Genomic DNA, 12,760 nt, shown 5'->3' with positions numbered 1-12,760 from the left:
GCTACCCGGTTGGGCCTTGCCGCAGGTTATTCGGTAGCCAGGTGGCCAAATCCGGGAACCAGATCAGGACGAAAACCATAACAACCATGATCAGGAACATCGGAATCGCAGCACGGGCGATATAGCTCATTTCATGATTGGTCATGCCCTGCATCACAAACAGGTTGAACCCGATAGGCGGCGTGATTTGCGCCATTTCGACCACGACGACGATAAAGATACCGAACCAGATCAGGTCGATTCCGGCGTCGCGGATCATAGGCTCGACCACAGCCATGGTCAGCACGACCGAGGATATGCCGTCCAGAAAACACCCAAGGATGATGTAGAACACAAGCAGCACCATCAGCAGTTCGAACCGCGTCAGTTCCCATCCGGCAATCAGATCGGCCAGACCGCGTGGCAGGCCGGTAAAGCCCATCGACAGCGACAGGAAAGCCGCGCCCGCAAGGATCAATGCGATCATCGCGCTGGTGCGAGTGGCCCCCATGAGGCTTTCAGTGAACGTCTTCCAGTTCAACGAACCCTGACCGGCTGCGAGCAACAGCCCTCCGATCACACCAAAGGCGGCGGCCTCGGTCGCGGTGGCATATCCCAGATACATTGAGCCGATGACAACGACGATCAACAGGATCACTGGCAGCAAAAAGCGCGAGTTCTTGATCTTCTCGGCAAAGGTCAGTTTGTTTTCCTGGTTCGGGTTCCAGTCCTTGCCCATCTTGGAATAGATCGCGACATAGCCCATGAACATGAAGGCCAGCACCAGACCCGGCAGGATGCCAGCAAAGAACAGCTTGGTAATCGATTCATTGATGGTGACGCCATAAACGATTAGCGTCAGCGAAGGCGGGATCATCAAGCCCAGCGTCGCAGCACCTGTCAGAGTGCCGATGATCATGCGTTCGGGGTAATTGCGCTTGCGCAGTTCTGGGATCGACATCTTGCCAACCGTGGTCAGCGTTGCCGCGGACGAGCCCGACACGGCGGCAAAGACCGTACAGCCGACGATATTGGTATGCACCAGACCGCCGGGCAGGGGGGCCATCCACGGTGAAAGCCCCTTGAACATGTCTTCGGACAATCGCGTTCGATACAGGATTTCACCCATCCAGATAAACATCGGCAGCGCCGTCAGCGTCCAGGAGGACGAGGCTGACCAGATGGTGGTGATCATGACGTCGCCGACGGGGCGAGTAGTGAACAGCTCCATCCCGACCCAGGCGACGCCCATCAGGGCAAGCCCGACCCAGACGCCGGTGCCCAACAGAGTGAATAGAACAAAGAGGAAGAGGATGATGATTGATGCGTTTTCCATGCTCTCACTCTCCGTGGCTTTGATCGGCAAGATCGCGGGTAATGCGGTGATCTCCGCGGAAGATCACGTGAATCAGATGATCAGTCAGGGCGATGGCCAGAATGACCGCGCCGATTAACATGGCCGATTGCGGTATCCAAAGCGCGGTTTTGTCCTGTCCCTGGCTGATATCGTTGAACTTCCAGCTCCAATAAACAAAGCGGTAGGCGTACCAGCAGAAGTACCACATGACGGCCGTGCCGATGCCAAAACACCAAATCTCCAGCACCCGGCGGAATTTATCAGGCACCGCATTCAACAGGATCGACACGCGGATATGGCTGCCCCGGTTCAGCGCATTGGCAAAAGCCAGGAATGAGGCCGCGGCCATCGCATACCCGGCATAGTCGGGCGCGCCAGGGAATACCTCGCCTGTCCAACGGGCCAGCATCTGCACCACAATTAGAACCAGTATGGCGATAAGGCTCAACGCCGCCAGTACGCCTGCTGCCAGATAGATGAAATCCAGTACGGACCGAAGCCCTCGTAACGCTGCCATACTGTCCCCGCTTTTCTTTTGGTTGGATAGAGAACGGGCGGCAGATCGCTGCCGCCCGCGTCCATTTGGTTATTGTTGCGCTTGGAAGGCGTCGACAATGGCTTTGCCTTCGTCCCCGGCGGCCTCCAGCCATTCATTGGTCATGGTGACGCCGATTTCTTTCAACTCGTTGGTCATCTGCTCGGACGCCGGACCAACGGTCATGCCGCCGTCACGCAAGCCTTGCAGGGTGAACCCGGTATATTCCTTGGCCCGCCAGTTCCCCGCATATTCCGCCAGTTCGGCGCAGGCTTTGATGACGTTCTTGTTCGCGTCAGACACGCCCGCCCAGATATCCGAGTTCACCATCACGTAGTTGCGCGGCAGCCAGGCATCTACTTCGTAGAAATAATCCAGGCTTTCCCAAACTTTGCGGTCATACCCGGTTGAGCCAGAAGACACCATGGAATCGGCAACGCCAGTGGCAAAGGCCTGGCTGATCTCGGCCGCTTCGATGGTCACCGGCAGCATTCCGGTCAGCTCGGCCAGACGTGACGTGGCGTTGTTGTACGAGCGGAACTTGATGCCTTTCATGTCAGCGACCGAGTTCACCTCGTCCTTAAAGTACAGCCCCTGCGGCGGCCACGGCACTGCATAAAGCAGCGTTAGGTTCTGTTCGGCCAACAGGTTCTCGATCGAGGGTTTTGCAGCATCCCAAAGCTTGGCGCTGTCGTCAAACGACGTTGCTAGGAAGGGGATCGAGTCAAAGCCGAACAACGCGTTTTCGTTCTGGTGGCCGGACAGCAGACGCTCTCCAATAGGGGCCTGGCCGGTCTGAATGGCGCGTTTGATATCCGCCCCTTTGAACAGGGAACCCGAAGGGTGGGTGACAATCTCGATCTCGCCGCCGGTACCGGTGGTCACGCATTTGGCGAATTCAGCACCTGTGGCCGAATGGAAGTTCGACGCCGAATAGGCCATCGGCATGTCCCATTTTTCGGCAGCGACCGGCAGGGCTGCGGCAGCGGTCAGTGCGGTTGCTGCCATAAGGCTCGTCAGTTTTTTCATTTTAGTCTCCCAGTTGGTATTGATTCTGCCGGTGTTGTTCACCGGCTTTGCTAATTTGCGTATCGCGACGGGGCGTAAACGCTGACATCCGTGTTCGGAAGTCTGCCCGCGATCATTTGCGCCAAAAGACGCCCTGTTTTCGGCCCGCCCGTCAGACCGATGTGATGGTGGCCAAAACCCATATACGCGCCGTCAATCCCCGGAACTTCACCGATAACCGGTATCGAATCTGCGGGTGCGGGCCGGTGCCCCATCCATTCCACTTCATCCTTCCATGTCACACCCGGAAAAGCCGCCCGGGCATTCTTGCGCATTAATTCGAACGGCGCCTTCGAGGGCGGCGCGTCCAACCCGCCGAACTCGACAATCCCGGCCAGACGGATGCGACCCTCTAACGGAGTGGCGACGAATTTGCCTGACGCTACCATAACCGGGCTTTTCGGCATCGCGGAAGGTTCCACTAATTCAAGATGATACCCGCGTTCGCTTTCAAGAGGAACAGAAATGCCCAGCTGGTCAGCCAAGGGGCCGGACCAGACCCCCGCCGTTATAATCGCTGTGTCGCAGGGGATGGTTGTACCGCCTGTGTGTACACCTGTAACTTTGCCGTTGTCCCGAACCACGTCTTCGACTGCGGCGCGTATAACTTTGCCTCCATTGTCCTCGACATGGGCGGCCAGATCTTTGACATAGCGCCCCGGATCAGTGATGTGGCCATGATCGGCAAGCCGGGCGGCAAACCCGAGGTCTTTGCTGAAAATCGGGTCATAGGCATGAAAGGCTTCGCCTTCTAATTCGTCCCACGCAAAACCATGCTTGCGCCGGATGTCCCAGCCAAGTGCATCATTCTCAAAATGTTTCCGGTTTTCGTAAAGGAACAGATAGTCGGACGGGACAATCCACTTCTCGGCCCCGGTGCCGTGCGCCAGCGCCTTATGGTCATTCAGGCTATCGCCGACAATAGGCGTCAGCGCAGCAGCAATGCGTTCAACGTCACTCGCGTTGGCATGTTTCAGATAGCGCAGTAGCCATGGCAACAGCTTGGGCACGTATCCCCATTTCAAGAACAGTGGCTGGGACGGATCAAACAACATCCTCGGGGCCTTTTGCAGCAGCCCCGGAACTGTGACTGGAATGATCGAGCAGGATGCCAGAACCCCGCCATTGCCGTGCGACGTACCCTCGCCAGGTCCAGCCTTGTCGATCAATATGACGTCATGCCCGTCACGTTGCAGCCAGACCGCTGTGGACACGCCAACAATACCGGCACCGATTATGGCAATGGTCTTGCGCTCACTCATGCTACCACCGCCTTGGCCACGGCATAGTGGTTCAGCTTGTCCAGGTCCGGTCGGCCACCAATCCCGGGCATGTCCGGCACGATGACTTGTCCGTTCTGTACCACGAACGGGTCTTCCAGAATGTCTTCTTTCAGGAAATACGATGCCTGATAGAACTCGCATCCCAGCTTTATTTCGGGTGTTGCAGCGATCATGTGGGTTCCGGCCAGATGCGCCAGACCAGCCTCGAACATATCTCCACCATAGGAGCTGAGCCCATGAGCCGCAGCGATGCGGGCCACAGTCTGACCCCGGCTAAGCCCACCGGACTTCATGATCTTGACCGACACGCCATCGCATATGCCTTCTCGCGCGGCACGCTCCATATCCTCGGGGCCAAACACGCTTTCGTCGGCCAGCAAGGGCAGGTCGATCTGACCTCGCAGTTTGGCCATCACGCCATAGTGATGCGCCCGCACTGGTTGTTCGATGAAATCGGGTTTGAATTGAGCAACATCGCGTACCTGAGCAGGAGCATCCTCGATAGACAGACCTTGATTGTAATCCACGCGCACAGAAAACTCGGGGCAATGTTGCGCCAGATGTTCAAGCCGCATGATGTCGAACGCATGGTCCTTGAACCCGGTCTTCAGCTTGACGATGCGAACCCCGTCCTCGCGCAATTGCTCGAGTAGCGTAATGTCCTGCGCGAAATCAGGATTGGCGATCGAACAACTCAGCGGAATCGAGTCCCGGGATTTGCCACCCATCAGTGCCCAGACCGGCACGCCGCTGATACGCCCTGTCAGATCCAGCAAGGCGGTTTCCAGTGCGGCCTTGGCCTCGGTGCAATGTGCGACGGCATAGGCGGCCTTGGCCATGATCCCAGCCCGATCTGCCACACGTGACCCGACAGCCAACGGCCGGATATAACGATCCAGCGCTGCGTAAGTTGCTTCGGGTGTACCGGTAAAAACCGACCATGGCGACGCTTCGCCAAATCCTTCTGATCCGCCCTCTGAGGTCAGGCGCAAGATCACAATTTCGCAGCTGCCTTCGACCGAGCCGATTCCATGATCACGCCGTGATGTAACAGGCAGCTCAAGGTGCCAAAGGTCAAACCCTGTGATGGTTTGGTTCAAGTCGGTCATTGGTCCTCCGGTCGTTCAGGGGAACCGTGCCGCGATAGCTATATCATTTCAAATACTATATTGTGGCAAGGGTATCAGAAAAAATGATGTGAGTAAGTCAATGTCTCTAAGGTTTCGGCAATTGCAGGCGTTTCACGCGATTATGGAGACGGGAACGGTGACTGGGGCGGCTTCGGTTCTGGGGATATCACAACCCGGGATCAGTAATCTTCTGGCTCAGCTAGAACGCGAAGCTCGTCTGCCGCTGTTTGAACGCAACAAGGGCCGTCTGTTACCAACCCCCGAAGCTGATTTGCTGTACCGCGAGGTGGACACCGTCGTACGCGGGTTGGATCACGTGGCGCAGGCCGTGACGGATTTGCAGAACAAACATCCCGGTCAGCTGCAAGTGGCCGCACCGCACATGCTGTCGTTTGGATTCATGCCACGGGAAATCGCGCGCTTCGCCGCCAGCCGCCCCAATCTGTCGGTCAGTTTTCAATCGCAATACTCGTCCAAGATTCAGGAATGGGTGATCTCGGGCCTGTTCGAGGTAGGCATTGTCGAGGTACCAATTCTGCACGATACGCTCAATGCTCAGGTGTTCCGCTTTGAAACCGTGGCCACATTTCCCGAAGGCAGCCATTTGGCCCAATACGACGTGCTGACCCCTGAGTTGCTAGAGAACGAGCCCTTTATCGTGATGGGCCCCGAGCATCAGACCTATCGTGGGACACGGGATGTTTTTCAAGCGGCGCACCGGACTTGGCGCACGCAAATTCATACACATCTGTCCGAAAACCTGCTGAGCTTTGTCAAACAGGGCATGGGGGTTGCAGTCATCGACCCCTTTACCGTCGCCTTTGATACTGAGCGCGGATATCAGACCTGCCCATTCCGGCCTGCGGTGACTTTGGAACTGGCGATCATCACAGCCAAAGGGCGTCCTTTGTCGACCATCGCGCGAGAGTTTCTGGACCAACTTGTGCCCGCGATGGCGTCTTTTTCCACCAACGCGCATGGCGGCGACAGCGTTTGAATACCAAGCGCTCAGTTTTTGCCTATTGACCTTTATCCGGTCTGTGCAAACTCTGCCCACGTCGCCGCGTTTCGAATGGCGAACAGACCCCTGCAGAACGTGCCCGGAAATGAAAAGGTTTGAGGAATGATCGCAACTGGTGGCAAATCACTTTATGGCGCATCGGTGGGTATCCTGATGCTGGACGCACGCTTTCCCCGCATTCCCGGCGACATGGGCAACGCGCTGACCTGGCCGTTTCCGGTGCATTACCGCATCGTGCGGAACGCTTCGCCCGATCTGGTGGTGCGTCGTGGAGCGCAGGGGATGCTGGACGCCTTTGTCGATGCCGCGCGCGAGCTGGTTGACGAGGGCGTCGACGGGATCACCACCAATTGCGGGTTCCTGTCGCTGTTTCAGAAAGAGCTGTCTCAGGCGGTCCCGGTGCCCGTTGTCACATCCTCGCTGATGCAGGTCGAAATGGTGAACAGGGTATTGCCTGCGGGTAAACGGGCGGGGGTGCTGACGATCTCAGCCTCGACCCTGACCGAGGCCCACCTGCGCAGCGCACAGGTGCCTGAGGGCACGCCCATCGGCTCGACCGAAGGAGGGCAGGAGTTCACACGCGCGATCTTGGATAATGAACTGACGCTGCACGTGGACAAAGCCCGCGCCGACAATGTCGAGGCCGCCCTGGCGATGAAAGAGGCCCATCCCGACCTCGGCGCGCTGGTGCTGGAATGCACAAACATGTGCCCCTACGCGGCCGATATTCAAACGGCGACGGGGCTGCCGGTGTATTCCATCGTCTCTCTGGTCAGCTGGTTTCAGGCAGGGTTAAGGCCGCCGGTTTACTGAGTGGCTAACGCTGAGCGGCGACGTGTTTTGCATCCATTCAACGCGCTGCGTGCCCGTGCAAGTTAAACGATGAATTTCACGCGGATTCGACACCTCGAGTCGGTTTTATTGGCGTAATTGCCGTAGTATATCTTCTTCACTTTGCAGGATATTCTAGTGGCCGGTGCCGGCACTTGGAGACGTCAGTCGCGCGATCACAGATCACGCGGATGAGATATTGCAGATGATAAGATGATGCAAATTTTTGGTCTAAAGCACCGATCGACCCGTATCCCTTTTGTAATGGGAGGAAGTCATGACCAATAGTTTCGACGTAAAATCGACGTGGGATTCGGTAATGGATGAGACCAAGAACCCACTCAAGAAATACTCTCTATCTACAGCGCATATGCTGATGCAGATGTTGGCGTGGATGTGGAGTGCAATTTTTTCACTTATGATTGGCAGCTATTTCGTTTTCGGAATAACAGCGGTGGGCCACATGCTGCTGATTGGTGGATTGTTTGTAACGTTAGCCGTTTTCCAAAAAGCCGAAGCGGCTGATCCCAAAGAGTGACGTTGCCTCCCCCCAATGATGGGGAGCCATCGTAATCCGGGGCATTTGGTCCAATCCCTGACGTGCTCCGAATAGCCTACACTACCCCAAACTGTCGCCGCGTTGTTTATAAAGGTACATCTCCGAACAACGCGGTTTTTTTGGTTAGGGAATGCATGTGAAGGCTCTGCAGTCGAGTAAGGCGTTTTGTATCCACTAAACTTGAGGCGATTTTTTATCTTATAGTGACGAAATGTTTTTCGCGGTCGGGGATTAGCAATGGACAACACTGTATTATATTTTTTAGTTGGCATTTTTGTCGTTGGGCTTTTGACGCTCGGCTATTACTCAAGAAGTAGCGGCGCATTGATATCTATTGTGATCGTGATTGGCGTAATTGCCTCGGTAATAGCCTATCTTGGTGGTTATTTTGGTGAGCCTCCAAATTAGAAATCCTACTGAGCATCGAAAGCAGCGAGTGATCCAGCGCCTGCGTTGCCGCGTATCCTTTTTGTCCCTTTAGTCTGGGCAACCCCTGACCAGACTATGGCCCGCGTTGCTCGCCATCCCAGATTTGGGCAACGCGGGCACTGTTAATCCAGTTCCTAAGGTAATCCGCATCGTATTTTTCCCCAACTGCGCTCAGTGTAGGCCATTTAAGTATCCTTCAGGTCAGCGCGGGATCTTTGGGTTCTAGGGGTATCTAGCTTCTTGATACGATTGACCGGCCGGGCAAGTGATTTCTGGTCTATCAGTAATGCGTGTTGTTCTGGTTTGGTCTGATCCGACTTTGGATCACGCAACAACCACAGAAACAGCGTTCCCTTGCTTGCCTTCTGAAAACCAGTTTTGCGGTGATTTGGTAGGCCCGGCAGGACTTGAACCCGCAACCAAAGCGTTATGAGCGCTCTGCTCTAACCAATTGAGCTACAGGCCCGCCTGAGCGCTTTGAGTATCACGGTGAACGGCCGCGTCAAGCCTGACCGTTGCAAGATGCCCAACAATCGACTAACCCGCGCGGGAACCATTCATAAGGGGCTGGCCATGACGACGGGCAAGAACGGAATCACCTATGCCGATGCAGGCGTTGATATTGATGCGGGGAACGCTCTGGTCGACCGGATAAAGCCTGCGGCCAAGCGCACCAACCGCTCGGGCGTGATGAGCGGTCTGGGCGGGTTTGGTGCCTTGTTCGATCTGAAAGACGCCGGATATCAGGACCCGATTCTTGTGGGCGCGACCGACGGTGTGGGCACCAAGTTGCGGATTGCCATTGATACCGGAGTGGTCGACGGTGTGGGTATCGACCTGGTGGCAATGTGCGTCAACGACCTGATCTGTCAGGGGGCCGAGCCGCTGTTCTTCCTGGACTATTTCGCCACGGGCAAGCTGGACACCGACACCGCCGCGCGGATCATCGAAGGCATTGCCGAGGGCTGTGTGCAGTCCGGTTGCGCCCTGATCGGCGGTGAAACGGCCGAAATGCCCGGCATGTATCCCGATGGTGATTTCGATCTGGCTGGGTTCTCGGTTGGTGCGATGGAGCGTGGTGCGAATCTGCCCGCGGGCGTACAGCAGGGCGATGTGCTGTTGGGTCTGGCCTCGAACGGGGTGCATTCCAACGGCTATTCGCTGGTGCGCAAGCTGGTTGAAATCTCGGGTCTGGGCTGGGATGCCGCATCGCCTTTTGGCGACGGGTCGCTGGGTGAGGCGCTGCTGACGCCGACGCGGTTGTACGTGAAACCCGTCCTGCAGGCGATCCGGGCAGGGGGCGTACACGCGCTGGCCCATATCACCGGCGGCGGTCTGACCGAAAACCTGCCGCGCGTGCTGCCAGAGGGGTTGGGTGCGGAGATCGACTTGAACGCCTGGGTCCTGCCGCCCGTCTTCCGCTGGATGGTTGAAACCGGCGGGATCGTCGAGGCCGAGATGCTGAAGACCTTCAACTGCGGCATCGGCATGATTGTCGTCTGCGCCGAAGACAGCGCCGATGAACTGGCCGCTCTGCTGGCCGAGGCCGGAGAAACGGTTGCGCGCATCGGCACCGTGACCGACACGCCCGGCATGGACTATTCGGGCAAACTGTTGTGAGTCACAAGCGCGTCGCCATCCTGATTTCGGGGGGTGGGTCCAACATGGTGTCGCTGGTCGACAGCATGGTCGGCGATCACCCGGCACGCCCATGTCTGGTTCTGTCGAATGACGCTACGGCGGGCGGGCTGAAAAAGGCCGCGGACCGTGGCATCCCGACGGCTGCGGTAGATCACCGCCCCTTCAAGGGCGACCGCGCTGCGTTTGAAGCAGAGCTGTTGAAGCCGTTGGAAGAGGCGCAACCGGATATTGTCTGTCTTGCGGGGTTCATGCGTGTTCTGACCGGTGATTTCGTTTCCCGCTTTCAGGGGCGGATGCTGAATATCCACCCCTCACTGCTGCCGAAATACAAAGGCCTCAACACCCATGCCCGCGCGATCGAGGCCGGGGATGCCGAACATGGATGTTCGGTTCACGAGGTTACGGCAGCGCTGGATGACGGACCGATCCTGGGGCAGGCACGGGTAAACATCGAAGCCGGCGACACGCCCGACGCTTTGGCTGCTCGTGTGCTGGTTTTGGAGCATAAACTTTATCCTGCAGTGTTGCGCCGTTACGCCAGTGGCGACCGGACTCCGGTGTTGCTGCCCTGAACGTCCCAGAGTGATTTACACGCGTGTTAAATTCGGCCTATGGTCTGCACTACGGCTAGGTACGGAAGAGATGATCAGCCGAAGAAAACAAGAGCAAGAACAGCACCGCGCATGAAAACCCTGACAACGACGCAAGAGCTGGCCGATTTCTGCAAGGCCGCGGCGGAATATGACTATGTCACCGTAGATACCGAGTTTCTGCGCGAACGGACCTACTATTCAAAGCTTTGCCTGATACAGCTGGCCGTTCCGTCCGATAATGAGGACAGCGCGGTTCTGGTCGATCCGCTGGCTGATGGATTGTCTCTGGACCCACTTTATGAGCTGTTCGGCAACGACGATGTGGTCAAGGTCTTCCATGCCGCGCGTCAGGATATTGAAATATTCTGGGTCGAAGCAGGTGTCTTTCCGAAACCGCTGTTCGACACGCAAGTTGCAGCAATGGTTTGTGGCTTCGGTGAGCAGGTGGGGTATGAAACGCTGGTGCGCAAGATCTGCAAGCAGGGGGTCGACAAGACCTCGCGGTTTACCGATTGGTCCCGCCGCCCGCTATCCGAGGCGCAAAAGACCTATGCGCTGGCGGATGTCACCCATCTGCGCCAAATCTATGAATATCTCGCAGCACAATTGCAAAAATCGCAGCGCAGTCATTGGGTGGCAGAGGAGTTGCGCACGCTGACCCATCCTGCGACCTATGACATTCACCCCAAAGATGCATGGAAACGTGTAAAGACCCGGACGAATTCCGCCAAATTTCTGGCCGTGGTGCGGGAATTGGCGCAGTTTCGTGAGGCTTACGCGCAGGAAAACAATGTTCCGCGCAGCCGGGTCTTCAAGGATGATGCGCTGATCGAGCTGGCATCAACCAAGCCCAAATCGCCCTCGGATCTGGGCGGCTCGCGCTTGTTGCTGCGCGAGGCCCGAAAGGGCGCGATTGCCGATGGTATTCTAAGCGCCGTCAAAAAAGGGGTGAATTGCCCTGCGGATCAGCTGCCGCAAGTCGACAACAGCAGAGACAAACTGAAGGTGAACCCGGCGCTGGCGGATTTGCTGCGGGTTTTGCTGAAATCGAAAACCGAAAGCTCTGGCGTGGCAGCCAAACTGATAGCCACCAGCTCGGAATTGGATCAGATTGCAGCGGGTGAGCGGGAACTGCCTGCGATGTCAGGTTGGCGGTTTGAGGTGTTCGGCGAAGACGCCTTGAAACTGTGTGAAGGTAAAATCGCGCTGGCGGCCAAAGGTCAGAACGTCAAAGTTGTATCGCTGTAGCGCCGATTAACGGCGCCGCGATTCCAATGCGTTCTGCTGTCCTACAACCCGCACCAGACGGGTATTTTCCAAGTCTTTTTTGCTGATATTGATGGCGTCGGACACCATTCGAGACCGTTCTGTTCCCGTATTCGTTGCGCGCGCGGGATAGGTTACCCGGAAAGTGAACTCCAAAACGCCGTTCTTCTGGTTTTCTTCACTGTCCACGCGAACTAGTCGGGCGTCATAAGCACCTTGCCGGATTGCCGTCCCCGAGGCGTAGACGATTGCACCGTTCGGGGTCGGCTCAATCCTCAATTCATCAATCTTGGCGATCGGAACGCTTGTATCCTCGGGGGTTGGCCTTGAGAACAACCCACCGCCTTCCCTTGTTTCGGGCACAAGAGCGTTGGCGTCATAGGTCGCTGTTTCCGGCGGCGGGGCTGACGTGCTTGAACCGAACCAGTTGGACGGGTTCACCCGTGACTCGCGCCAGCTGTTGCAGGCAGACAGGGCCAGGGTAGCCACCAAGAGAACAGTAAACGATTTTTGCATGGTCCCAACGTCCAGAGCTGTAAGTCCAGCAATGGGTTATCGCAATTTCTGTTGATTGAAAAGCCGCGTAGGGGGGTGGACAGGCATAGATCAGAGGCATAGTTCACAATTGTGATTGCAACGAAAGGACCGCCGCGACATGGCAACGCCTGCCTTTGAAGAGATCGTCGAGGATTTCGAGTTTCTGGAGGACTGGGAAGACCGGTACCGCCACGTCATCGACCAGGGCAAAGCGATGGAGCCGCTGGAGGACGCACTAAAGGTGCCGGCCACCAAGGTCCATGGCTGCGCAAGCCAGGTCTGGTTGCACCCGATCATCGAAGATCGGGTTTTCCGGTTCGACGGGGACAGCGATGCGCTGATCGTACGTGGCCTGATCGCGGTGCTGCGTTCCTTGTATAACGGGTTGCCCGTCAGCGAAGTTCCCAAGGTAGACGCAGGCGGAGAGCTGGCGCGCTTGGGACTGAACGATCACCTGTCTGCTCAGCGATCGAACGGGTTGCGGGCAATGATTGATCGTATCCGCGAAGTGGCGCAGGAAAACGCCTGACG

14 protein-coding genes and 1 tRNA gene are annotated in these 12,760 nt (G+C 56.9%); 8 read left to right on the top strand and 7 right to left on the bottom strand.

All coding sequences use genetic code 11. The annotated features are described in order from the left end of the window. Position 1: 1 nt before the first annotated feature. The 5 genes from ACR3EP_RS05900 to ACR3EP_RS05880 form a co-directional block, all read right to left on the bottom strand. Positions 2-1,315 carry a TRAP transporter large permease gene (locus tag ACR3EP_RS05900; protein WP_480636793.1) on the bottom strand — a complete coding sequence of 438 codons (1,314 nt, stop codon included), beginning with the start codon at positions 1,313-1,315 and terminating at the stop codon, positions 2-4. Positions 1,316-1,319: 4 nt separating this feature from the next. After that, complete coding sequence (locus ACR3EP_RS05895) at positions 1,320-1,853, bottom strand: TRAP transporter small permease (protein ID WP_170348847.1); 534 nt, start codon at positions 1,851-1,853, stop codon at positions 1,320-1,322. A 69-nt stretch (positions 1,854-1,922) separates the two neighbouring features. Continuing rightward, on the bottom strand, positions 1,923-2,900 hold the full coding sequence (locus tag ACR3EP_RS05890) for a TRAP transporter substrate-binding protein (protein ID WP_170348846.1): 978 nt from the start codon (positions 2,898-2,900) through the stop codon (positions 1,923-1,925). A gap of 50 nt (positions 2,901-2,950) precedes the next feature. After that, positions 2,951-4,201, bottom strand: coding sequence for an NAD(P)/FAD-dependent oxidoreductase (locus ACR3EP_RS05885; protein ID WP_480636791.1), 1,251 nt, complete (start codon positions 4,199-4,201; stop codon positions 2,951-2,953). Then, entirely contained in the window at positions 4,198-5,331 is a 1,134-nt protein-coding gene (locus ACR3EP_RS05880) for an enolase C-terminal domain-like protein (RefSeq protein ID WP_480636790.1), read from the bottom strand. The genes ACR3EP_RS05885 and ACR3EP_RS05880 overlap by 4 nt, the downstream gene beginning before the upstream one ends. Before the next feature lie 100 nt (positions 5,332-5,431). Between ACR3EP_RS05880 and ACR3EP_RS05875 the strand changes: the two genes are divergently transcribed. The 4 genes from ACR3EP_RS05875 (at position 5,432) to ACR3EP_RS05860 (ending at position 8,171) form a co-directional block, all read left to right on the top strand. Further along, on the top strand, positions 5,432-6,349 hold the full coding sequence (locus ACR3EP_RS05875; RefSeq protein WP_480636788.1) for a LysR family transcriptional regulator: 918 nt from the start codon (positions 5,432-5,434) through the stop codon (positions 6,347-6,349). Between the two features lie 126 nt (positions 6,350-6,475). Beyond that, positions 6,476-7,186, top strand: coding sequence for an aspartate/glutamate racemase family protein (locus ACR3EP_RS05870; protein WP_480636786.1), 711 nt, complete (start codon positions 6,476-6,478; stop codon positions 7,184-7,186). A 295-nt stretch (positions 7,187-7,481) separates the two neighbouring features. Next, positions 7,482-7,742, top strand: coding sequence for a hypothetical protein (locus ACR3EP_RS05865; protein ID WP_170348841.1), 261 nt, complete (start codon positions 7,482-7,484; stop codon positions 7,740-7,742). 258 nt (positions 7,743-8,000) lie between these two features. Beyond that, positions 8,001-8,171, top strand: a complete 171-nt coding sequence (locus ACR3EP_RS05860; RefSeq protein WP_170348840.1) for a hypothetical protein — start codon at positions 8,001-8,003, stop codon at positions 8,169-8,171. A 410-nt stretch (positions 8,172-8,581) separates the two neighbouring features. Here the strand turns inward: ACR3EP_RS05860 and ACR3EP_RS05855 are convergent. After that, a tRNA-Ile gene (locus ACR3EP_RS05855) sits at positions 8,582-8,658 on the bottom strand. Between the two features lie 107 nt (positions 8,659-8,765). Here ACR3EP_RS05855 and purM point away from each other — a divergent pair. From purM to rnd, 3 genes are all read left to right on the top strand, one after another. Next, on the top strand, positions 8,766-9,812 hold the full coding sequence (purM, locus tag ACR3EP_RS05850) for a phosphoribosylformylglycinamidine cyclo-ligase (RefSeq protein ID WP_480636784.1): 1,047 nt from the start codon (positions 8,766-8,768) through the stop codon (positions 9,810-9,812). Next, positions 9,809-10,405: a phosphoribosylglycinamide formyltransferase gene (gene purN, locus ACR3EP_RS05845; RefSeq protein ID WP_480636782.1), complete on the top strand. Its 597-nt coding sequence runs from the start codon at positions 9,809-9,811 to the stop codon at positions 10,403-10,405. Before purM ends, purN begins: the two co-directional genes overlap by 4 nt. Before the next feature lie 111 nt (positions 10,406-10,516). Further along, positions 10,517-11,674: a ribonuclease D gene (gene rnd, locus ACR3EP_RS05840; RefSeq protein ID WP_480636780.1), complete on the top strand. Its 1,158-nt coding sequence runs from the start codon at positions 10,517-10,519 to the stop codon at positions 11,672-11,674. Positions 11,675-11,680: 6 nt separating this feature from the next. On the opposite strand, the gene ACR3EP_RS05835 is transcribed toward rnd, so the two are convergent. Continuing rightward, positions 11,681-12,208, bottom strand: a complete 528-nt coding sequence (locus ACR3EP_RS05835; protein WP_170514415.1) for a hypothetical protein — start codon at positions 12,206-12,208, stop codon at positions 11,681-11,683. A gap of 139 nt (positions 12,209-12,347) precedes the next feature. Between ACR3EP_RS05835 and ACR3EP_RS05830 the strand changes: the two genes are divergently transcribed. Then, positions 12,348-12,758, top strand: a complete 411-nt coding sequence (locus tag ACR3EP_RS05830) for a SufE family protein (protein WP_170375491.1) — start codon at positions 12,348-12,350, stop codon at positions 12,756-12,758. Positions 12,759-12,760 lie beyond the last annotated feature (2 nt).

The organism is Ruegeria sp. BB10 (assembly GCF_056535725.1).
This window is presented reverse-complemented; position numbering and strand designations above follow the sequence as displayed.

Excerpts from the sequence above, each read along its gene's own strand:
- ACR3EP_RS05900 (WP_480636793.1), bottom strand. The coding sequence starts at position 1,315 with ATGGAAAACGCATCAATCATCATCCTCTTCCTCTTTGTTCTATTCACT.
- ACR3EP_RS05880 (WP_480636790.1), bottom strand. The coding sequence starts at position 5,331 with ATGACCGACTTGAACCAAACCATCACAGGGTTTGACCTTTGGCACCTT.
- ACR3EP_RS05830 (WP_170375491.1), top strand. The coding sequence starts at position 12,348 with ATGGCAACGCCTGCCTTTGAAGAGATCGTCGAGGATTTCGAGTTTCTG.
- rnd (WP_480636780.1), top strand. The coding sequence starts at position 10,517 with ATGAAAACCCTGACAACGACGCAAGAGCTGGCCGATTTCTGCAAGGCC.
- ACR3EP_RS05890 (WP_170348846.1), bottom strand. The coding sequence starts at position 2,900 with ATGAAAAAACTGACGAGCCTTATGGCAGCAACCGCACTGACCGCTGCC.
- ACR3EP_RS05875 (WP_480636788.1), top strand. The coding sequence starts at position 5,432 with ATGTCTCTAAGGTTTCGGCAATTGCAGGCGTTTCACGCGATTATGGAG.
- ACR3EP_RS05895 (WP_170348847.1), bottom strand. The coding sequence starts at position 1,853 with ATGGCAGCGTTACGAGGGCTTCGGTCCGTACTGGATTTCATCTATCTG.
- ACR3EP_RS05865 (WP_170348841.1), top strand. The coding sequence starts at position 7,482 with ATGACCAATAGTTTCGACGTAAAATCGACGTGGGATTCGGTAATGGAT.
- ACR3EP_RS05835 (WP_170514415.1), bottom strand. The coding sequence starts at position 12,208 with ATGCAAAAATCGTTTACTGTTCTCTTGGTGGCTACCCTGGCCCTGTCT.
- ACR3EP_RS05870 (WP_480636786.1), top strand. The coding sequence starts at position 6,476 with ATGATCGCAACTGGTGGCAAATCACTTTATGGCGCATCGGTGGGTATC.
- purM (WP_480636784.1), top strand. The coding sequence starts at position 8,766 with ATGACGACGGGCAAGAACGGAATCACCTATGCCGATGCAGGCGTTGAT.
- ACR3EP_RS05885 (WP_480636791.1), bottom strand. The coding sequence starts at position 4,201 with ATGAGTGAGCGCAAGACCATTGCCATAATCGGTGCCGGTATTGTTGGC.
- ACR3EP_RS05860 (WP_170348840.1), top strand. The coding sequence starts at position 8,001 with ATGGACAACACTGTATTATATTTTTTAGTTGGCATTTTTGTCGTTGGG.